The organism is Pyxidicoccus xibeiensis, from assembly GCF_024198175.1.
Lineage (GTDB): Bacteria > Myxococcota > Myxococcia > Myxococcales > Myxococcaceae > Myxococcus > Myxococcus xibeiensis.
The window spans coordinates 821990-840578 of record NZ_JAJVKV010000004.1; the positions used below are offsets into that span (position 1 = coordinate 821990).

The 18589-nt window shown below is 71.3% G+C and carries 23 protein-coding genes; 5 read left to right on the forward strand and 18 right to left on the reverse strand.

Annotation, left to right across the window (positions count from 1 at the left end):
• The first annotated feature begins 24 nt into the window (after positions 1-24).
• Complete coding sequence (locus tag LXT23_RS21280) at positions 25-546, forward strand: hypothetical protein (RefSeq protein WP_253982048.1); 522 nt, start codon at positions 25-27, stop codon at positions 544-546.
• Between the two features lie 51 nt (positions 547-597).
• Here LXT23_RS21280 and LXT23_RS21285 read toward each other — a convergent pair whose 3' ends face one another.
• From LXT23_RS21285 to LXT23_RS21340, 12 genes are all read right to left on the reverse strand, one after another.
• Positions 598-1002 (reverse strand): DoxX family protein, encoded by a 405-nt coding sequence (locus LXT23_RS21285; RefSeq protein WP_253982049.1) that lies wholly within the window; start codon positions 1000-1002, stop codon positions 598-600.
• A gap of 109 nt (positions 1003-1111) precedes the next feature.
• On the reverse strand, positions 1112-1576 hold the full coding sequence (locus LXT23_RS21290; RefSeq protein WP_253982050.1) for an Rrf2 family transcriptional regulator: 465 nt from the start codon (positions 1574-1576) through the stop codon (positions 1112-1114).
• Between the two features lie 113 nt (positions 1577-1689).
• Complete coding sequence (locus LXT23_RS21295; RefSeq protein WP_253982051.1) at positions 1690-2703, reverse strand: cytochrome d ubiquinol oxidase subunit II; 1014 nt, start codon at positions 2701-2703, stop codon at positions 1690-1692.
• Positions 2693-3982: a cytochrome ubiquinol oxidase subunit I gene (locus LXT23_RS21300; protein ID WP_323379063.1), complete on the reverse strand. Its 1290-nt coding sequence runs from the start codon at positions 3980-3982 to the stop codon at positions 2693-2695. Before LXT23_RS21300 ends, LXT23_RS21295 begins: the two co-directional genes overlap by 11 nt.
• 36 nt (positions 3983-4018) lie before the next feature.
• Positions 4019-4537, reverse strand: a complete 519-nt coding sequence (locus LXT23_RS21305; protein ID WP_253982053.1) for a hypothetical protein — start codon at positions 4535-4537, stop codon at positions 4019-4021.
• Positions 4534-4938: a phage holin family protein gene (locus LXT23_RS21310; RefSeq protein WP_253982054.1), complete on the reverse strand. Its 405-nt coding sequence runs from the start codon at positions 4936-4938 to the stop codon at positions 4534-4536. The genes LXT23_RS21305 and LXT23_RS21310 overlap by 4 nt, the downstream gene beginning before the upstream one ends.
• A gap of 159 nt (positions 4939-5097) precedes the next feature.
• On the reverse strand, positions 5098-6126 hold the full coding sequence (locus tag LXT23_RS21315; protein ID WP_253982055.1) for an ADP-ribosylglycohydrolase family protein: 1029 nt from the start codon (positions 6124-6126) through the stop codon (positions 5098-5100).
• Between the two features lie 393 nt (positions 6127-6519).
• Positions 6520-6780 (reverse strand): hypothetical protein, encoded by a 261-nt coding sequence (locus LXT23_RS21320; protein ID WP_253982056.1) that lies wholly within the window; start codon positions 6778-6780, stop codon positions 6520-6522.
• The gene (locus LXT23_RS21325) at positions 6777-7223 is read right to left on the reverse strand and encodes an RrF2 family transcriptional regulator (protein WP_253982057.1); all 447 of its coding nucleotides are present in this window, start codon (positions 7221-7223) and stop codon (positions 6777-6779) included. The genes LXT23_RS21320 and LXT23_RS21325 overlap by 4 nt, the downstream gene beginning before the upstream one ends.
• Positions 7224-7225: 2 nt before the next feature.
• Entirely contained in the window at positions 7226-8224 is a 999-nt protein-coding gene (locus tag LXT23_RS21330; protein WP_253982058.1) for a 2Fe-2S iron-sulfur cluster-binding protein, read from the reverse strand.
• Positions 8225-8242: 18 nt separating this feature from the next.
• The gene (locus tag LXT23_RS21335; RefSeq protein ID WP_253982059.1) at positions 8243-8629 is read right to left on the reverse strand and encodes a group I truncated hemoglobin; all 387 of its coding nucleotides are present in this window, start codon (positions 8627-8629) and stop codon (positions 8243-8245) included.
• 186 nt (positions 8630-8815) lie between these two features.
• Positions 8816-9445 carry a flavin reductase family protein gene (locus LXT23_RS21340; protein ID WP_253982060.1) on the reverse strand — a complete coding sequence of 210 codons (630 nt, stop codon included), beginning with the start codon at positions 9443-9445 and terminating at the stop codon, positions 8816-8818.
• Positions 9446-9530: 85 nt separating this feature from the next.
• On the opposite strand from LXT23_RS21340, the gene LXT23_RS21345 reads away from it, so the two are divergent.
• Positions 9531-10211: an ArsR/SmtB family transcription factor gene (locus tag LXT23_RS21345; protein ID WP_253982061.1), complete on the forward strand. Its 681-nt coding sequence runs from the start codon at positions 9531-9533 to the stop codon at positions 10209-10211.
• Between the two features lie 7 nt (positions 10212-10218).
• Here the strand turns inward: LXT23_RS21345 and LXT23_RS21350 are convergent, their stop codons facing one another.
• From LXT23_RS21350 to atpG, 5 genes are all read right to left on the reverse strand, one after another.
• Positions 10219-10629 carry a F0F1 ATP synthase subunit epsilon gene (locus LXT23_RS21350; RefSeq protein WP_253982062.1) on the reverse strand — a complete coding sequence of 137 codons (411 nt, stop codon included), beginning with the start codon at positions 10627-10629 and terminating at the stop codon, positions 10219-10221.
• Between the two features lie 13 nt (positions 10630-10642).
• Positions 10643-11203: a hypothetical protein gene (locus LXT23_RS21355; RefSeq protein WP_253982063.1), complete on the reverse strand. Its 561-nt coding sequence runs from the start codon at positions 11201-11203 to the stop codon at positions 10643-10645.
• A gap of 34 nt (positions 11204-11237) precedes the next feature.
• Complete coding sequence (gene atpD, locus LXT23_RS21360; RefSeq protein WP_253982064.1) at positions 11238-12683, reverse strand: F0F1 ATP synthase subunit beta; 1446 nt, start codon at positions 12681-12683, stop codon at positions 11238-11240.
• 171 nt (positions 12684-12854) lie between these two features.
• On the reverse strand, positions 12855-13652 hold the full coding sequence (locus LXT23_RS21365; RefSeq protein ID WP_253982065.1) for a prohibitin family protein: 798 nt from the start codon (positions 13650-13652) through the stop codon (positions 12855-12857).
• A 109-nt stretch (positions 13653-13761) separates the two neighbouring features.
• Positions 13762-14649, reverse strand: a complete 888-nt coding sequence (atpG, locus tag LXT23_RS21370; protein WP_253982066.1) for an ATP synthase F1 subunit gamma — start codon at positions 14647-14649, stop codon at positions 13762-13764.
• A gap of 242 nt (positions 14650-14891) precedes the next feature.
• On the opposite strand from atpG, the gene LXT23_RS21375 reads away from it, so the two are divergent.
• The 3 genes from LXT23_RS21375 (at position 14892) to LXT23_RS21385 (ending at position 16426) form a co-directional block, all read left to right on the forward strand.
• Positions 14892-15314: a response regulator gene (locus LXT23_RS21375; RefSeq protein ID WP_253982067.1), complete on the forward strand. Its 423-nt coding sequence runs from the start codon at positions 14892-14894 to the stop codon at positions 15312-15314.
• Positions 15315-15392: 78 nt separating this feature from the next.
• Positions 15393-16040, forward strand: coding sequence for a SanA/YdcF family protein (locus tag LXT23_RS21380; RefSeq protein WP_253982068.1), 648 nt, complete (start codon positions 15393-15395; stop codon positions 16038-16040).
• A 113-nt stretch (positions 16041-16153) separates the two neighbouring features.
• Positions 16154-16426, forward strand: coding sequence for a hypothetical protein (locus tag LXT23_RS21385; protein WP_253982069.1), 273 nt, complete (start codon positions 16154-16156; stop codon positions 16424-16426).
• A gap of 189 nt (positions 16427-16615) precedes the next feature.
• Here the strand turns inward: LXT23_RS21385 and LXT23_RS21390 are convergent, their stop codons facing one another.
• A complete protein-coding gene (locus LXT23_RS21390) occupies positions 16616-18433 on the reverse strand; it encodes a hypothetical protein (protein ID WP_253982070.1) in 1818 nt (605 codons plus the stop codon).
• Positions 18434-18589: the final 156 nt, after the last annotated feature.

The window sequence follows — 18589 nt, forward strand, 5'->3', positions numbered from 1 at the left end:
AGCGCCTCGCATGAGAGCGCACGCGTGCTGAAGCTCTACAAGAAGGAAGGCGACAGCCTCCACTACTGGGAAGCCTGGGTGCACGAGGGCAAGCTCACCGTGCACTGGGGCATCGTGGGCCAGCCGGGCGAGGACCGCGAGCAGCCCGTGCCGCCGGACGAGGACCCGGACATGGCCGTCGCCGAGGCCGCCGGGCCCCTGGTGGACCAGGGCTACGACGAGCCCGAGCCGGACGCGATGACGGCGCTCATCGTCCAGTACACCGTGGAGGGCAAGGGCTCCGGCCACGACCTGGAGAAGCGCGTGGCCGTGGAGGAGCTGCTCACCGACATGCTCGGGTGGACGGGCAACGGCGAAGTCGAGGGAGGCGAGCTGCGCGAAGGCCTCCTGCGCGTCCACTGCCGGGTGATGGAGCCCAACGCCGCCGTGCGCACCGTGGTGGAGTCACTGGACTCGGAGGACCTGCTCGAGGGCGCTTCCATCCTCCTGGCGGAAGGCGACGAGGAGCCCGAGGCCGTCTGGCCTCCCCAGGACTCCAAGCCCTGAGGCCCGGCTCCCGAAGGCCCGGGCGACGGCCCGAGCCTCGGGACAGACGACTCAGGCGCCCGCGAGCTTCGCGGCCGGCTGCGCCTCGGCGCTGGCCGCGGAGACGCGGTGCCAGAGCTGGTGCGAGGTAATCATCAGCGCCAGCACGATGACGGGGTTGACCGAGGCCATCAGCGGGTCCCCCATGACGGTGTGGGACACCGCCGCGGCAATCAGGTCGATGACGAAGCCGGCATAGGCCCACTCACGCAGGAAGCGCGGCACCGGGGCCCACAGGGCCACCACGCCCAGCAGCTTCGCGACACCCAGCATGATGCGGAAGTAGTCCGGGTAGCCCAGGTGCTGGAACGCCGCCACCATGCCGGGCGCCCCCTTGAGGTACATGATGGCCGAGCCGGTCATCGACAGGGACACCAGCCCCGTCACCACCCAATAGGCAATCTTCTGCTTCGACATGTGGGTCCTGCCTCCGTGCGCTGCGTGGGCCGCGAGGGCAGCCCCCCTGGATAACGTTAGGGGTTGCGAATCCACGCACGCAAACGGGGTGAGGCTGACCCGCCCGGGCTCAGGCGCTGGAGGCGCGGCGGCGGGCCGGCTTGCGCCGTGCACGTGCGCCCACTTCACGGGACAGCTTCGCCACGGTGGTGGCAGCCAGGCTCTCCTTGAAGGCCGTCTCCGCGCGGGCCACCACGACCTCCAGGTAGTCCGCCACCAGCGGGGCGATTTCACACTCCTGGCTGGGGCCGGAGGGGTAGCGACCGAGCAGCTCCTCGCACTCCTCCACGGCCTCGTAGACATCGCGGAGGGTGATTTCGTCCGCCGCGCGCGCCAGGGAGACACCGCCCCCCACGCCGCGCTTCGTCTCCACCAGTCCCGCCTGCGCCAGGTCTCGCAACAGCCGCCGCACCACGACGGCGTTGGTCTGGATGCTGCCGGCCATCTCCTCGGACGTCAGTGGGCCACGCGCCTCGCGCTCCGCACACGCCAGCATTCCCAACATGTGTGCGGCCATGGTGAAGCGGCAGTTCACGCGACCTCCAACGAAACCCACCGCTGACGTATCGCCCCGGCCTGACGCGCGCAACCCTTCCTCCGCCCGGTGCACACCGTCACCCACACTGAACGAACGCTCCGCGGCATCCGTCACCGTCCGCCGCCCGGCGCCGGGCCGGGGCGGAACACGCGGAACAGGAGCACGAGCGACGGCAGCACGGTGAGCGCGCCCACCACCAGCGCCACCAGCAGCATGCGCTGCGCGGTGGGGCCCGCCGCGGCGCTGCTCAGCGTGACGTCCGGCACCACCAGATAGGGATGCTGCGACGCCGCCCACCCGAGGACGATGAGCCCCGCCTGCGTGGCCGCGGCCAGCCGCGCCCAGGCGAAGCGCCGTGTCCACAACAGCGCGAAGGCCACCGCCGCCGACACCGCCGTGCCCGCATGCAGCGCCAGCGCGTAGGGCGAGTGCAGCAACCCCTGCCACACCCGGGGCGCGCCCTGCCGCGCCATCAGCAGGACGGCGACGGCCGCGACGAAGACGGCCACGCCCGCGCCCAGGGCCCGCCGCCGGAAGTCGTCGCGCAGCTCGGGCGTGGGGGCCTCGTGCGTGAGGTACACCGCCGCCAGGAAGGCGAAGAGGCACAGCGCCAGCACGCCCACCACCCACGAGAAGGGCGTCAGCCACGACGCGAAGAAGCCGCTCACCACCGCGCGGCCCTCCACGCGGATGGTGCCGCCCACCACCGCGCCCACGCACATGCCCAGCAGCAGCGGCGCGATGACGCTGGCCACGCTGAAGACGAGCCCCCACTGCCGCTGCACCGCGTCCCCACGCGTGTCGTACGTGCGGAAGGTGAAGGCCGCGCCCCGGAAGACGATGCCCAGCAGCAGCAGCGTCAGCGGCACGTGCAGCGCCACGCTCAGCACCGCGAAGGCGCGCGGGAAGCCGGCGAACAGCAGCACCACGCCGACGATGAGCCAGATGTGATTCACCTCCCACACCGGGCCCAGTGCGTGGGCGATGAGCGCGCGCTGCTCCTTCTTGCGCGGGCCCGAGGCCAGCAAGTCCCACACGCCGCCGCCGAAGTCCGCCCCACCGAAGAGGGCGTAGAGGACGAACGTCCCCGCCACCGCGAAGCCCAGCAGCGCCTCAGTGGCCATGGGCGTCACCTCCGTGCCGGCCCGGCAGCGTGCCCGCCACCTGCCGCACCAGCAGGAACACCACCGTCACCCCGAGGAAGAGGTACACGGCGGTGAAGGTCCAGAAGGGCGCCGCCAGGTGCGGCACCGGCGTCACCGCCTCCGCCGTGCGCATCACCCCGCGGATGATCCACGGCTGCCGGCCCCACTCGGTGACGAGCCACCCCGCCTCCAGCGCCACCACCCCGAGCGGCCCCGCCACCAGCCATGCCCACGTCAGCTTCCGCCCCTGGGGCCACGCCTTCTTCCGCCACCGGTACCCCAGCGTCACCAGCGCGAGCAGGGCCATGGCGCTGCCCGTGCCCACCATTACCTGGAAGGCCACGTGCACCTTGGCCACCGGCGGCCACTCGTCGCGCGGGAACTCGTTGAGCCCGCGCACCTCCGCGTCCGGGTCGGCGAAGGCGAGGATGGACAGCCCGTTGGGGATCTCCACGGGGCCCATCCGGATGGGCGCGCCGCGCTCTGTCTCGAAGTGGCTCTCCATGGCGGCCAGCTTCACCGGCTGCTCGCGCGCGACGTGCTTGGCGGACAGGTCCCCCACCAGCGGCTGCAGCAGCGCGGTGACACATGCCAGCGGCAGCGCCACGGACAGCGCCTTGCGGTGGAAGGCCGCGCCCGGGTGGCGCAGCAGCACGAAGGCGTGGATGCCCGCCATGGCGAAGGCGCTCGCCTGGTAGCAGGAGAGCAGCACGTGCGCCGTCTGGTACTGCCAGCCCGGGCTGAACATCGCCACCAGCGGCTGCACGTCCACCGGCCCCGAGGGCGTGGGCGTGAAGCCCGACGGGTGGTTCATGAAGACGTTGACCAGCGTGACGAAGAAGGCGCTGGCCGCGCCGCTCACCGCCACCATGACGCCGGAGAACAGGTGCAGGTTGGGCGACACCCGCTCCCGCCCGTACAGGTAGATGCCCAGGAAGATGGCCTCGGTGAAGAAGGCCACGCCCTCGAGGCTGAAGGGCAGGCCAATCACTTCACCGTACTGCCCCATGAACTCCGGCCACAGCAGGCCCAGCTCGAAGGACAGCACCGTGCCGCTCACCGCGCCCACCGCGAAGAGGATGGCCGTCCCCTTCGCCAGCTTCTGGCTCAACAGCCGGTAGTCCGCATCCCCCGTGCGCCGCGCCTTCCAGTCGCTCAGCACCATCAGGACCGGCAGCGCCACCCCCGCCGCCGCGAAGACGATGTGGAACGCGAGCGACATGCCCATCTGGGCACGTGCATAGAGCAGGTCCGTCATGACCATCAGCCTGCTTTATGCACGACTTTGTCGCAATTACTTATTCTGCTGCATGCCTCCAGCGGCGTTGGCCTTCTGGCCCGCGGGCACCAGCGCCTTCACGGAGTTCTGGGCAATGCGGGTGGCCATGGTGGTGGCGAAGATGAGGACGAGCTTGCGTCCCAGCTCCACACCGAGCGGGCGCTCCTTCGCGGAGTAGGCCACGCTGTCCGGGTGCTCCCAGGCGCGCTTCAGGGCCTGGCGGCGCTTGCGGCGCAGCACCTCGTCGTGGTGACGGGAGCGGTAGATGCCGTACGCGATGCCCGCGCCCACCGCCACCATCGCCACGGCGCCGATGGCCAGCAGCCCTTCGCGATGCTGGTGCGCCTGGTAGCGGACACTGAGCAGGCGCTCGCGACGCCGCTCCAGCTCCTCGAGGGTGAGCATCAGCTCGTCGCGGATGCGGTCCGCCGTCTGCTCCACCTGTTTCCGGTCATCCATGCCCCGGGTGATGTGGTGCTCGGAGTGCCGTTCGATTTCCACGGGCTCCTTCCCGTCGCGGCCGTTGCCGTTCATTGCAGCGTCTCCCGCGTGAGCTGGTAGTCCATCTTCAGCCGCTCCTGCGTGTGCGGCAGCGGCTTCTTGGGCACCCGCTTGATGCCCAGGAACAGCATCAGGCCGGAGATGAGCAGCAGCGCCACGCCCACCAGCAGCACGCCCAGGGCCTCGCCCAGCGGCAGCGCCAGTCCCAGCGCCACGAAGAGGCAGGGCAGCGCGGCGAGCAGCAGCACGGCGCCGGCGCCGATGAGGATGCCGGCCGTCTTCGCGGCCTTCAGCTCGTCCCGGAGCTCCTTCTTGGCGTGCAGCAACTCCGCTCGTACGAGCAGGCGAGACTCCGCCAGGGCATGCCTGATGAGCTCCGCCGTGGAGAGCGTCTCCAGTTGACTCCGCTCCAGGCGTTCCGATTCGAGGTCCACGACGTGCGCCTCCCGCTGATGACTTCGCGGGGCCTTCGTGCGCTCGCATGCCTGCCTGGCACGCATACGGCCCCGCTCCTTCGCACAAGGTGGGCAGGAGGCTCCTTCCAGAGAAGTCCCGGGCCGTGGAGGGGGTACGCCCGCCTGCCTGCCCTGCGCTCAGCGGCGGCGTTGATGCGCGATGGCGGTGGCCAGCGTCTCTCGGACCTGTCGGGCGCGGAAGAGCCGGTCCGCGGTGTCCACCAGGTTGTCCCCGTACAGCACGTTCTTGCGCAGGCGGGCCGGAATGACGCGCGTGCCCAGGTGAGCACCGATGAGGGCCCCGGTGAGCGCGGCCGCCACGTCCGCCTCGCCGCCGCAGCGCAGCGTGAGGGCCACCGCCTCGCGGAAGTCGTGCGGCACCTTGAGCGCGGCGTACAGCGAGGTGAGCAGCACCGGCACCACGTGCGGCGGCAGCCCGTCCACGCCCTTCAGCTCGCTGGGGGGCACGCCCACCTTGCGCAGCTGCGACAGCGCGCGCGAGGTGTCCCAGGTGAGCAGCCGCGGCAGGTGACGGACCTCTTCGGCCAGGCCCTTGTCGTGCACCGCCGCCGCCTGTGCCAGCTCCTCGCAGAAGGCCGCCGGCGTCAGCGCCTCCTCCTCCATGCCCAGCGCCGCCGCCTGCGCGAAGGCGGCCGCGGCCGCGGAGCAGACCGGGTCCTTGTGGGTGATGATGGTGAGGACGCCCGCGTCATGCGGCAGGCGCGCGCGGCGGCCGCTCTCCAGGAGCCCCACCACCAGCGCGCGGCTGAGCACCGACGGGCACTTCGTGCCGAGCGACGCGCCCGCGCTCATCCACGGCGTGCCACCCGCCAGCCGCTGCAGCGCGTCCGCCAGGCTGCGGGGCGGCTGGAGGATGATGCCCTCCTGCCACAGCCACGCCAGGTGCGCCGCCGCGCTGCGCCCGTCCACCTTGCCCTCGCGGATGACGCTCTCCGCCGCGGCGAGCAGGAGCTGCGTGTCGTCGCTGAACTGGCCCTTCGCGAACTTGCCCCGGGGCCTCGGCGCGAAGTCCTCCGCCAGGCCGGGCAGCCGCGCGAGACTCGCCGGTGGGATGCCGCGCAGCGGGAAGCCGAGCGCATCACCGATGGCGAGCCCCACGAACGCCGCATGGAACCTGTCCTGGCGCTCGGCGGGAGTCAGCGGCATGGGGTCGTGGAGATTAACCGAGGCTCAGGCCTGGACGGCCAGGGAGAAGCGCATGAAACGCGCGCGGGCGAGGATGGGAAGTGTCGCGCCGGGCCTTGACGAGCGCTCAGCAGGTGAGGTGGTGCGCCGCGAGCGCGGCCGTCCTTCCCCATACACCAACTGGCGCGCCGTCATCACCGTCCACCCTCCATGCCCTCGCCACCGACCTGAATGCGTGCGCGGGCGGGCTGACTACCGCAACCTGCACATGCGCGGCAAGCCTCAGCCCATGCACGCATGCGCGCACCTGCACACGTGTCCAACTCCTGAAGCTTCAGGCGCGGTGCGCATGGCGCACGAGGGACGCACAGGTGGCAGCGGCGCGCGAATGTCGGCACACGGCGCGCCGCGCCGTCACGATTCGTCGCGTCCGAGGTTGACGACGGCCTGCAATCGCGCCACCACCGCCTGGGCGCCCTGGTGCAGGTGCGTGCCGTCCCAGAGCGCGGGCGTCGTCTTGCCGCCCAGGCTGAGCCAGTCGTCCTCCGCCTCGGGGAACGCCACGTTGCGGAAGCTCACGCGGTCCTCCAGCGAGTGGTCGACGATGAAGCGCCGCGCCTCGGCGGAGGGCGGGTCTGAAATCAGGTGGAACAGCTCGAGGTGGATGGAGGTCATGACGCCCGGGCCGGAAGGAAGAAGTTCGCCAGGTCGGGCCGCGAGCGGCCCACCAGGTCCGCCAGTGTGTACCGGTCCAGCACCGCGAGGAAGGCCTCCCGCGCCTCGGCCAGCACGCCCTTGAGGCCGCAGGCGGGTGTAATGGGACACGCGTTGCGCTCGCGGTCGAAGCACTCCACCAGGTGGAAGTCCGGCTCGGCCGCGCGCAGCACCTTGCCGACGTTGATGTCCTTCGGCTCGCACGCCAGCGTCACGCCCCCCGAGCGCCCCGCCCGCGCATCCACGACCCCCTGCCCCGCCAGCGTCTGCACCACGCGCACCAGGTGGTGCTTGGAGATGCCGTAGGCGTCCGCCATCTCCTGCGTGGAGCTGGGCCGTCCGGGCCGGGTGGCCAGGTAGAGCAGGACGCGCAGCGAGTAGTCGGCGTGGAGGGTGAGGTGCACGGTCAGCGGACTCCAGCGGCGCGGGGGACTTCCGCCTGGGGGACGCTCGGCAGGAAGGCATCCGCGTGGAGGTCCTTCAGGGAGAGCCCGGACAGGAACAGCTTCTTGCGCAGGGATAGCACCAATTGCGCATCGCCGCAGAGCCAGGCCCGCCAGCCCACCGGCTTGGGGACTTCGGCGCGGATGAGCGCATCGAGCGGCCCGTCCGCCACGTCCCGGCTGCCGCCCGACAGCACGCCCGGGCGGTAACTGAGCTGCGGATGGCGCGCGGCCAGGGAGCGCAGCTCGTCCATCAGGTAGAGCCCCTCGGGCGTGCGCGCCCCGTGGAAGAGCCAGATGGGGCCGGTGTGGCCGGACTCCAGCGCGTCACGGACGATGCCGTACAGCGGCGCCAGCCCCGTGCCCGTGCCCGCCAGCAGCAGCGGCTGCTCCGGGCGGCCGGGGACGTAGAAGCAGCTGCCCGCCGGGCCCTGGACGAATACCGTATCGCCGACGCGGGCACCGCCCGACAGCCAGCCGCTCATCGCCCCACCGGGGAGCAGGCGCACGTGCAGCTCCAGCTCGTCCTCGCGAGGCAGGCTCGCCAGGGAGTAGCTGCGCGCCAGCCCGTCCTGGCGCACGAGCGAGACGTACTGCCCCGCGCGGTACTCCAGGGGCGCGCCGGTGGACAGCCGCACGCGCAGCACGCTCGCGGACAGCGGCACCAGCGACGTGATTCGCGCCGGCACCCGCAGCGCCTCCGCGCCCGCCACCTCCAGCTCCGTGCCCTGGGCCGGCCGGCACGTGCACGCGAGGAAGTAGCCCTGCGCCACCAGCGTGTCCTTCAGCCCCACGCGCGCGGCGGGCGGCACCTCGCCCTGCACCGCCTTCATCAGGCAGGACTGGCAGGCCCCCGCGCGGCAGGAGTTGGGAACGGACACGCCCTGACGCAGCAGCCCTTCGAGGACGCTCTCCTCGGGCTCCAGCGGATACCAGCTCGACTCGTGTTTCACCCTCGCCATGGCGTGTCCTCCGAGCGACTAGCGGTTGAGCACGTCCGCGCGAGCGCTCTCCGCGATGGCCAGCACCCTCGCCACCAGCGGCGCCGGCACGCCCAGCTCCTCCAGCGTCTCCTTCAGGTGTCCCGCCACCGCGTCGAAGTGCACGTCGTTCAGCCCGCTCTTCACCAGGTGCGCATGGCCCGCACGCATGTCCCTGCCCGAGTAGCTGCTGGGGCCGCCCGTCACCATCGTCAGGAACGCCTTCTGCTTCGCCGCCTGGCGCTCCATGTCCACGTCCTCGAAGAAGTGGCTGATGCGGTCGTCCGACAGCACCTTCCGATAGAAGACCTCCACCGCCGCCGCCATCGCCGGCGCCCCGCCAATCTGCTCGTACACGCTCTTCACCGCGTCTGCCGTGTTGCTCATGGTGTGTGCTCCTGCGCCCAGAGGGGGCACTCAATGATGCATGCCAGATGCACATTAAATGCCGCTCCCTGAACCGGAGAAGGAAGGCGTGAGCTTCCGAGCCTCCCGCAGAAGTTGCGCCCCGCCCCTGTCCGCGCGCGAAAGCTGCGCCCCAGGCCTGGTTGCTCGCACCCGCGGTCCGGCGCCTCAGGTCTCCGCTCGGAAGTTGCGCGCGAGGCGGGGCCCGGTGCCGGTGTAGTGGCGGAACACGTAGAGCAGGGGCTGCCAGCGGGCCACGTCCACATGGTGGGTGCCGGGCACGGTGATGTCGTCGTGCGCATGGACGCGGGTGACGCGCAGCTCGACGATGGCGAAGCCCGGCTCGGACTGCCCGGGCGTCACGGTGGAACGGCGCACGTCGAGCAGCACCGCCTCCAGTTGGAGCGGGCACTCGCCCACGCGGGGCGGAGCCACCGTGTCCGAGGGCAGCGGCGTGAGTCCCGCGCGCTCGAACTTGCGCGGCTCGAAGACGTAGCCCATGCCGCGCTTCTCCTCGGGCACGGGCGAGCGGCCCGTCGTCGGGGCCAGCCGCTCCACCTGGGGCCACAGCGCCGCGGAGGGCAGGTTCACCACGGCCTCCCGGGTGCGCTCCAGGTTGGCGAGCCCCTGGCCCAGCAGTCCCAGGCCGAGCACCAGCCGGTCATCCAGCGCCCAGGCGGAGGACAGCGGCGAGAGGTTGGGAGTGCCATCCGGCTGGAGGGTGCTCAAGAGCGCCACCGGCGTCCCGAAGTAGAGGATGCGGGGAGCAATCACGCGGTGCTTCGGCAGGTCGTTCATGCCCGCTTCCCTACGCCCCTCCCGCTGGGAGATGGTTCGGCGCGCGCCGAAGCGTCCCCGCGCCTGCGCCGCGCAGACTCCCGCCATGGCCCACCCCCTCGACCTCGCGCTCGTTGCGAACCTCATCGGCGAGCCCACCCGCGCGGGCATGCTCTCGCGCCTCCTGGAGGGCCCCGCGCGGACCGCGGGCGAGCTCGCGCGCGAGGTGGGCATCTCTCCGCAGACGGCGAGCGGCCACCTGGCCCGGCTGCTGGAGGGTGGACTCGTGCGCGTGGAGGTGCAGGGCCGCCACCGCTACTACCGCCTCGCGGGCCCGGACGTGGCGCGCGCGCTGGAGGCCTTGAGCCTGCTGACGCCCACGCGCGCCGCGCCCGCCGTGCGCGTGCCCTCGCCGCTGCGCTTCGCGCGGACCTGCTACGACCACCTGGCGGGACAGCTCGGCGTGGACCTGGCGGACGCGCTGGAGCGGCGCGGCTACCTGGAGGCCTCCGAGGAGACGTGGGTGCTCACCCCGACGGGGGAGCGCTTCATCACCCGGCTGGGCGTGGAGGCGGGCCCCCTCTCACGGGGGCGCCGGGCCTTCGCGCGCCGCTGCCTGGACTGGAGCGAGCGCCGGGCCCACGTGGGTGGGGCCCTGGGCGCCGCGCTGGCGGAGCGGCTGTTCACCCTGCGCTGGGTGGCGCGCCGGCCGGAGGGCCGCGGGGTGCGGCTCACCGTGGAAGGCCGGCGCGGCTTCGAGAAGGAGCTGGGGCTGTCCTGGCCGTGAGGCGAGGCTAGCCGCGGCCCATGCCGGCGGCGCCGATGCGGGCGGCCTCGCGGCGCACCGTCGCGGCCTCGAGCTGGAAGCGCGCGTCCTCGGAGGACAGGCCCTTCATGCGCTCCTGCGCCTCGGCCATCCGGCGGCGGGCGCTCTCCACGTCGATGCCCGTCACCGGCTCGGCGGCGTCGGCGAGCACCAGCACCTTGTCGTCGCCCACCTCCACGAACCCGCCCGCGACGAAGTAGGACTCGCGCCGGCCGCCATCCACCAGCGTCAGCGGGCCCGGCTCCATCAGCGACAGGAACGGGGTGTGGCCCGGGCGCACGCCGAACAGGCCCTTGCCGCCGGGGACGACGGCCTCGTCGGCCTGCACCGACAGGATGCGCTTCTCAGGGGTGACAATCTCCACGGTCAGCTTGGCCATGTGGCTCCTCGAATCAGAACGTGAGCTGGTGGGTGGTTCCCCCCACCGGCTCGAACTCCACCACCCCGGCGTCCGTCAGCCGCGGCCCCTTGCCGGGGACGCCGAGCGTGCCCTCCAGCCACTTGAAGTGGTGGGTGAGCTGGCGCACCTCGGAGAGCTGCCGCGTGTTGAGCAGCTCCGGCAGCCGCTTCTCCTGGAGCCGGTTGCCCTGGCGGTCATACTGCGCCGCCACCGCGACGTTGGCCCACGCGGGCGGGCCCTTCGGCTTGCGCTTCTTCTTCGAGCGGGGCGCGGGCGGCGCCTTGCCCTTCTCCACCAGCGGCCACAGCACCCAGACCTTCTCGCCGTCGTTGGAGACGAAGTAGTAGTCGTCCACCGTCCCCACGCACTTCTCCAGGGACCAGGCGGGACCGCTCTCCTGCGTCACCTCCAGCCGGCACTGGCCGGGCGCCACCTCCACCAGGTGCACGCCGTACAGCCCGTTCGCGCTCACCCGGGTCCTCCCCTTGCGCTCCTCCGCCAGGGCGGGGAGCGCCAGGAACAGCAGGGCCAGGGCAAGCACGGGGCGACGCATGGTCACCTCAGGGTGTGCGGCGGGACGGGACGGCTCAGGACGCCGCGAGCTTCCGGGCGTTCTCGACGACCTCGGAGATGGTGCCCGTCATGTAGAAGGCGCCCTCGGGGATGTCGTCGTGCCGGCCCTCGGCAATCTCCTTGAAGCCCTGGATGGTGTCCTGGAGCTTCACGTAGCGGCCTTCCTTGCCCGTGAAGACCTGGGCCACGAAGAACGGCTGCGACAGGAAGCGCTGGATCTTGCGGGCGCGCGCCACCACCAGCTTGTCGTCCTCGGACAGCTCGTCCATGCCGAGGATGGCGATGATGTCCTGCAGCTCCTTGTAGCGCTGCAGGATGCCCTGGACCTTGCGGGCCACCGCGTAGTGCTCGGCGCCGATGACGGCCGGGTCGAGGATGCGGCTGGTGGAGTCCAGCGGGTCCACGGCGGGGAAGATGGCCAGCTCGGCGATGGCGCGGTTGAGCACCGTCGTCGCGTCGAGGTGGGCGAAGGCCGTCGCGGGCGCCGGGTCCGTCAGGTCGTCGGCGGGCACGTAGATGGCCTGCACCGAGGTAATCGAGCCCTTGGTGGTGGAGGTGATGCGCTCCTGCAGGCCGCCCATCTCCGTGGCCAGCGTGGGCTGATAACCGACGGCGCTGGGGATGCGGCCCAGGAGGGCGGACACTTCCGAGCCGGCCTGGGTGAAGCGGAAGATGTTGTCCACGAAGAGGAGCACGTCACGGCCCTCCACGTCGCGGAAGTACTCGGCCATGGTGAGCGCGGACAGGGCCACGCGGGCGCGGGCGCCGGGCGGCTCGTTCATCTGGCCGTACACGAGGACGGCCTGCGAGGCCTCCAGGTTGTCGGCCTTGATGACGCCCGTGTCCTGCATCTCGTGGTACAGGTCGTTGCCCTCGCGGGTGCGCTCGCCCACGCCGGCGAACACGGAGAAGCCGCCGCGCTCGATGGCCACGTTGCGGATGAGTTCCTGCAGGAGCACCGTCTTGCCCACGCCGGCGCCGCCGAACAGGCCAATCTTGCCGCCACGGGTGTAGGGGGCGAGCAGGTCGATGACCTTGATGCCCGTCTCGAACATCTGCACGCGCACGTCCATCTCGACGAACGGCGGGGGCGCGCGGTGGATGGGCCAGTACTCCTGCGCCTTCACCGGGCCCATCTCGTCCACCGGCTCACCGGTGACGTTGAGGATGCGGCCCAGGGTGGCCTTGCCCACCGGCACCTGGATGGGGGCGCCCGTGTTGCGCACGGCCATGCCGCGGCCCAGGCCCTCCGTGGAGTCCATGGCGATGGTGCGCACCGTGTTCTCGCCCAGGTGCTGCGCCACCTCGAGGGTGAGGTTGTCCGCCTCGGCGCCCAGGTTGGGGTTGGTGAGCTTCAGGGCCGTGTAGACCTCGGGAAGCCCGCCGGGCGGGAACTCGACGTCGACCACGGGGCCGAGAACCTGGATGACTCTGCCTGCCGTCGGAACTTGAGCGCTCATGGAATTCGTCAGCCTCGCGGGGGGTGCGGCCTTCCCGGCCACACCCGTTCAAAAATCGGCCCGGATGGGAGGGCGGGCCCCCTTTACCGGGGGGCCCCCTTAGGGTCAAGCCTCCCGGGCACTTCTAGGGTAAGTCGGGCTTAGCGGAGCCAAGCCCCGGACGCCACCCTCTTACTTGCCGTCCGTCTGGTAGACCAACGGCAGGCCGCTCTGGGGGCTTCCCACCACGATGATTTTCGCGTTGGTGCTCTGGCCCAGCCGCTCCGTGGCTTCAATGCCCTTGAAGCGCAGGTACTCCTCGGTGAGCCCCTGCCGGACGATGCCCTGGTACTTGGCGATGCCCTCCGCTTCGATCTGCTTGCGGTCGGCCTCCTGGCGCTCCTTCTCCAGCGTGAAGCGCATCTTCTGGCTCCGTTGCTCCTCGGCCAGCTTGTCGGCGATGGCATCCCGGATGGACTGGGGGAGCGTCACGTCCCGCACCAGGACGGCCTCCACCACCACGTGCTTGCCCTCCAGTGCGCGGAGCACCTCGTCGTAGATCTCCTTCTCGATCTGCTCGCGCTTGGTCGAATAGATCTCCTCGGGCGCATAGCGGCCGAAGACCTTGCGCGCCTCGGAGCGGACGATGGGGCCCACGAGGATGTCCGAGTACCGGGGCCCCGTCTGGGTGTGCAGCTCGAAGAGCTTCGTGGGCTCGGCCCGGTAGCGCACGCTGGCGTCCACCCGGATGTCCAGGCCGTTGTTGGAGAGCACGCTCAGCTCCTCCTTCATCTCCTGGACGCGCAGGTCGTAGACGATGAGGGACTTGCCCGGCCGCAGCACGTGCAGCCCCTCGCCGAACTGCTCGCGCAGCGTGCCGCTGCCGAACGAGTCGAACCCGATGCCCCCGTGCCCGCTGCCCACCGTCTCGCAGGCGCAGCCGGTGATGCACATCAGTGCCAATGCCGCCCATACCAGTCGCTGCTTCATCACTCCGGCCTTTCAGGGGGCACCCCGCCCCGCCCGGAGACCTTAAATGCGAAGGGCCCACCCCGATAGACGGGGCAGGCCCTGGAGGTGCGTACGGCGGGGGTGAGGGCTACTTGAGCGCCTCGGCGCCGGAGACGATCTCCATCAGCTCCTTGGTGATGACGGCCTGGCGCGTGCGGTTGTAGGTCAGCGTGAGGCTGCCGATCATGTCCGACGCGTTGGAGGTGGCGTTCTCCATGGCGCTCATGCGGGCGCCGTGCTCGCTGGCCACGCTCTCCAGCAGGGCGCGGTAGAGCTTGATGTTGACGGCCTGGGGCACCAGCCGGTCCAGCACCGCCTGGCGGTCCGGCTCGTACTTGAAGTCCACCAGGGCGGTGGCGACCTCGGACGGGGCGGCCGGCTGCGCGGGGCCGAGCGTCTGCAGCGGCAGGAGCTGCGCGACGGTGACCTTCTGGGTGATGGCGGTGACGAACTCGTTGTAGACGACGTGGACGGCGTCCACCTCGCCATTGAGGTAGCTGGCGACCAGCTCCTCGGCCACGTCCGCGGCGGCGCGGTAGTTCAGCCGCTGGTACAGGCCGCCGAAGTCCTTGCGGATGGCCTGGCCGCGGTTGCGGAAGAAGTCGTTGCCCTTGCGGCCCACCGTGGAGAGCTGGATGCGCTCCATCGCGGTGTTCTCGTAGAGGAAGCGGTTGGCGCGGCGGATGACGTTGGAGTTGAAGCCGCCCGCGAGGCCGCGGTCCGAGGTCAGCAGCACCAGCTCCACCTTGCGCACCGGGCGGGCCGCGAGCAGCGGGTGGGTGAGGTTCTCGTCACCCGAGCGCGCCGCCAGGTCGGAGATGATCTGGTCCAGCATGGTCGCGTAGGGACGCGCGGCGAGGATGGCGTCCTGCGCCTTCCGGAGCTTCGCGGCGGAGACCATCTTCATGGCCTTGGTGATCTGCCGCGTGTTCTTCACCGAGCGGATGCGCTTGCGAATGTCGCGAAGGGACGCCATGGGACCAGGGGCTCCTGTGAGACGTTCAGCCCGCGTCGCCCGGGTGTAGGCAGGGGCAGGCGGACAGCGGGGCCCCCTATATAGGCGGGCCGGGGGCCGGTCAACGGCGGCCTGCCAGGGTCTCCCCGGACGGGGGCCGGCACGGGCCGGGAGGCACCAGGCGGGCAGGCACCCTGGAGGGGCCTCCCGCTGGTAGGTGGCTGACTTACCTTGAGTGGGTGCCCATCCCCGTGGAGCCCCCCATGTCTGCCCTCAGCGGTCCCCTGCTCATCGTCGAGGACGACGCGGACATCCGGGAGGCGCTCCAGAGCTACCTGGAGATGCAGGGGTACGCGGTGCGCGCCGCGAGCAATGGCAAGGAGGCGCTGGCGCACCTGGAGGCGCCCCCGCGCCCCTCGCTCATCGTCCTGGACATGGGGATGCCCGTCATGGACGGCCACCGGGTGCTGACGGCGCGCAAGGCGAGCGAGGCGCTGGCGCGGGTGCCGGTCATCATCCTGTCGGGGGGCCTGACGGAGATGAACCCCCGGGACAGGGCCGTCTACGCGTCCAGCTATGACGTGGCGGCCTTCCTCAAGAAGCCGGTGGAGCCCCGGAAGCTGCTGGAGGTCATCGAGCGCCACGTGCCGAGGTCGTCCGGAGCCCAGGCAGGCACGTCGCCCTGAGCGGACGGGGCTTCACGGCGCTTTCCGCGGACGGCCGGCCGGAACACAATGGCCCCTCCACCGGTGTTCTCGGGGTCCATGAAGCCAGGCGGTGCGAGCAGGGTGTGGGTGCGCAGGGGCTTCATCGCCCTGGTCGCTGGCGGGTTGGGCCTGCTCGTCCTGTCACACCTCGTGCGAGTGAGCTACGAGGACCGCATCGTCCCCCTGGCGCAGGCACCCCAGGCCCCGGTGGCGCTCGTCTTCGGCGCGGGGCTGGCGCGGGGCGCGGTGCCGTCCCCGGTGCTCGCGCAGCGGCTGGACGCCGCCGTTGCCCTCTGGAAGCAGGGCTCGGTGAGCGCGGTGCTGGTGAGCGGGGACCAGTCGCAGCCGTTCCACCACGAGACGCGGGCCATGCGCCGCTACCTGCTGGAGCGCGGCGTGCCGGAGCGCGTGGTGCAGGAGGACCAGGCGGGGCTGTCCACCTACGACAGCTGCCTGCGGGCGTACACGGTGTTCGGCGCGAAGCGGGCGGTGCTCGTCACGCAGCGCTTCCACCTGTCCCGGGCGCTCTTCATCGCCAACTCGGTGGGCATCGACGCGTGGGGCGTGGCGGCGGACGAGGGGCGCTCGACACCCTGGCGGTACACGGTGCGCGAGACGCTGTCTCGCGTCCTGGCGCTGGCGATGGTGCTGCTGGAGGTGGAGCCCGTCTACCCCTCCGGTCGCGCGGAGCTCCCCGCGCCCTGAGGTCCGAGCCGCACTGAGCAGGCAGGCGGGCGGCGAGAATTGCGGCGGCTCCGGCTGGTTCTCATTGTTGAACCGAAGGCAGCCAACCCACCGCGCTTTCTCGAGGAGATGCCATGCGATTCAAGAGGCTCGGTTCGGAGGATATTGGGGAGTCCACCTCGCGGCGTCATGTGAATCCGGACACCGGCGAGGAGGAGATCAACATCTCCGACCAGGACATGGCGGCGACTCCGCCGCTGGAAGATGAGCCGGACTTCCGCGACATCCTTCCGGACGAGATTCACGAGTTCCGCCGAGGGGACCAGGAGGAGGAGGAAGTGGAGCTCACGGCCCAGCCGGAGTACCGCATCCGCCCCATCGGGTCCGACCAGCTCCCCGAGAGCTGACGCTGTTGGACATGCCGCGAGCCCGCGGCCCGCGCCGGCAGTTGGCGCGGGTCGGGCACGCGGTGCGTGGAGGCCCGGGCGCCCATGAGTGGGAGCCCGGTTCTGTTTTCGCGGAAAGGCCACGGCCTGAACCGCCGGGTGGTGGAAGAGACCGGGCGGAATGCTGTGCCCGGCCTCTCGCGCCCGTGCTCAGCGACCGCGAGCTCCCTTCTTCGCCGCGGCCTTCTTCGCGGCGCCCTTGCTGGCGGGAGCCTTCTTCGCTGCGGCCTTCTTGGCCACGGCCTTCTTGGCGGGCGCCTTCTTCGCAGCGGTCTTCTTGGCGGGCGCCTTCTTCGCAGCGGTCTTCTTTGCTGCTGCCTTCTTGGCAGGCACCTTCTTCGCAGCGACCTTCTTTGCTGCGGCCTTCTTGGCGGGAGCCTGCTTCGCGGCGGTCTTCTTTGTCGCTGCCTTCTTCGCAGGCGCCTGCTTCGCAGCGGCCTTCCCGGCAGGAGCCTTCTTCGCGGCTGCGCCCTGCTTCGCGGCGGCCTTCCCAGCCGGCGCGGCGGCCTTCCCGGCCGGCGGGGCGGCCTTTGGCGCTCCGGAGGCAGGGGCCACGACGGGCGCCTTCTTCGCGGCGGGTCCGGCAACGGCCTTCTGGGCCGCAACCTTCTTCGCGGCAGCGGGCCCGGCAGCGGCCATGGGCGCCGGTGCCTTCTTCGCGGCGGTACCCGGCGCAGCGGCGGTCTTCGTCACCGGGGCCTGCTTCGTAGCGGCAGGTCCTGCGGTCGTCTTCGTCACCGGGGCCTTCTTCGCGGCAGCGGGTCCAGCGGCGGGCTTCGTCGCGGTCGCGGGCACTTCCTTCGCGGCGACAGGTTCCGCGGCGGGCTTCGTCGCGGGAGCCTGCTTCGTGGCCGCCTTCTTCGCGGGCGACGCCATCGGGCCACCGGCAGCCGTCGCCGAGGGGGCCTCCGTCGTTTCGGTGGGCTCCGCAGCGGCCTTCCTTACGGGGGGCTTCTTCGCAGCAGCAGGCTCTGCACCGGCCTCCGTCGCGGCAGGCTCGGCAGCGGCCCCCGGGGCGGCCGCCTCCTTCACGGCAGCAGCCTTCTTCGTGGGCGCCTTCTTGGGGGCAGCAGGCTCCACGGTTGAGGCCTCGGCACCCACGGGCTCCGCGCTACCCGTCCTCGCGCTCGTAGCGGTGCTCGCGGAAGGGGGGAGCATCACCCCCGCGCCTCCCATGGCGTTCTCCGTCCGGCTCTCGGGCTTTGCCTTCCCCTTCGCGGCCCGTCCGTCCCCCGCTCCCACGGGGCGCACCGGCTTCTTCGGCTCCGGCTTGGGCTTCTTCGCGCCGAAGGGCCTGTCCTCGGCGCCCTTGGAGGCGGAGTCGTCGTCATACTCGTACGCGAGCTCGCGCACCTCTTCCTCTTCTTCGGCCTCCTCTTCGGCCAGGGCCTCCTCGTCGACATCCTCGTCGTCGCCACCGGCCTCCGCGCCGGACAGCGCGCCCTGGAGCACGGCGTTCATCGCGCGGGCGAAGGTGCGCTCACCGAAGGTCTCCACCTCGGCGGGCGGCACGAGCACGTCGAGCATGTCCTTGAGCGACTTGTACAGCCGCATCTGCCGCTCCTCGCTCTCCCAGGTGCCGTAGACCCAGTCCTCGTCACCGAGCGACTCGACCCAGCCGGGCAGCGGCCCTCCCCCGTCGCCCTGCTCCACCATCGCGGACTTGCGCGCGGCGAAGAGGTGGCGGTGCTGCCCCTTCACGCCGATGCGCCACAGGCCCGCCGCCGGCAGGCCCTCCAGCTTGAGGCGGGTCTTCTCCAGGACGCTGGGCGCCCCATCGGGCCCGTGCAGCGGGAAGAGGTGGACATCGCCACTGAGCTCCCCGCCATTGAGCGCCTGATACAGCGCGACCAGCTCCTCGGGGAATGGAACTCCGCACTCCGTCTCGGCCCGGCGGACCTCCTCCGCGGGGACGCCAGGTGACGCTGCCTTCGCCGACTTCCGCAGTGCCTCCAACCACTCGTGCATGACCCCTCCACGACATCCAGTCACACAACCTTACGGCGTGTGTGCCCTCCTGCGCAGTGCGGGTGTTGGGTTTTGATGACAATCCCCCTCCCGGCCCCCGCCACCCGGCGTGATCCAGCGTCTGTCCCAGGGGCGCGGCGGGGGCTCCCCTGGCCG

What these genes read in the sequence shown, in the direction of transcription:
- LXT23_RS21300 (WP_323379063.1), bottom strand. Translation starts at nt 3,982, where the DNA reads ATGACGGACCTGCTCTATGCACGTGCCCAGATGGGCATGTCGCTCGCG.
- LXT23_RS21335 (WP_253982059.1), bottom strand. Translation starts at nt 8,629, where the DNA reads ATGAGCAACACGGCAGACGCGGTGAAGAGCGTGTACGAGCAGATTGGC.
- LXT23_RS21390 (WP_253982070.1), bottom strand. Translation starts at nt 18,433, where the DNA reads ATGCACGAGTGGTTGGAGGCACTGCGGAAGTCGGCGAAGGCAGCGTCA.
- LXT23_RS21315 (WP_253982055.1), bottom strand. Translation starts at nt 6,126, where the DNA reads ATGCCGCTGACTCCCGCCGAGCGCCAGGACAGGTTCCATGCGGCGTTC.
- LXT23_RS21380 (WP_253982068.1), top strand. Translation starts at nt 15,393, where the DNA reads ATGAAGCCAGGCGGTGCGAGCAGGGTGTGGGTGCGCAGGGGCTTCATC.
- LXT23_RS21345 (WP_253982061.1), top strand. Translation starts at nt 9,531, where the DNA reads ATGGCCCACCCCCTCGACCTCGCGCTCGTTGCGAACCTCATCGGCGAG.
- LXT23_RS21375 (WP_253982067.1), top strand. Translation starts at nt 14,892, where the DNA reads ATGTCTGCCCTCAGCGGTCCCCTGCTCATCGTCGAGGACGACGCGGAC.
- LXT23_RS21295 (WP_253982051.1), bottom strand. Translation starts at nt 2,703, where the DNA reads ATGGCCACTGAGGCGCTGCTGGGCTTCGCGGTGGCGGGGACGTTCGTC.
- LXT23_RS21330 (WP_253982058.1), bottom strand. Translation starts at nt 8,224, where the DNA reads ATGGCGAGGGTGAAACACGAGTCGAGCTGGTATCCGCTGGAGCCCGAG.
- LXT23_RS21285 (WP_253982049.1), bottom strand. Translation starts at nt 1,002, where the DNA reads ATGTCGAAGCAGAAGATTGCCTATTGGGTGGTGACGGGGCTGGTGTCC.
- LXT23_RS21355 (WP_253982063.1), bottom strand. Translation starts at nt 11,203, where the DNA reads ATGCGTCGCCCCGTGCTTGCCCTGGCCCTGCTGTTCCTGGCGCTCCCC.
- LXT23_RS21350 (WP_253982062.1), bottom strand. Translation starts at nt 10,629, where the DNA reads ATGGCCAAGCTGACCGTGGAGATTGTCACCCCTGAGAAGCGCATCCTG.
- LXT23_RS21340 (WP_253982060.1), bottom strand. Translation starts at nt 9,445, where the DNA reads ATGAACGACCTGCCGAAGCACCGCGTGATTGCTCCCCGCATCCTCTAC.
- atpG (WP_253982066.1), bottom strand. Translation starts at nt 14,649, where the DNA reads ATGGCGTCCCTTCGCGACATTCGCAAGCGCATCCGCTCGGTGAAGAAC.
- LXT23_RS21365 (WP_253982065.1), bottom strand. Translation starts at nt 13,652, where the DNA reads ATGAAGCAGCGACTGGTATGGGCGGCATTGGCACTGATGTGCATCACC.
- LXT23_RS21320 (WP_253982056.1), bottom strand. Translation starts at nt 6,780, where the DNA reads ATGACCTCCATCCACCTCGAGCTGTTCCACCTGATTTCAGACCCGCCC.
- LXT23_RS21385 (WP_253982069.1), top strand. Translation starts at nt 16,154, where the DNA reads ATGCGATTCAAGAGGCTCGGTTCGGAGGATATTGGGGAGTCCACCTCG.
- LXT23_RS21305 (WP_253982053.1), bottom strand. Translation starts at nt 4,537, where the DNA reads ATGAACGGCAACGGCCGCGACGGGAAGGAGCCCGTGGAAATCGAACGG.
- atpD (WP_253982064.1), bottom strand. Translation starts at nt 12,683, where the DNA reads ATGAGCGCTCAAGTTCCGACGGCAGGCAGAGTCATCCAGGTTCTCGGC.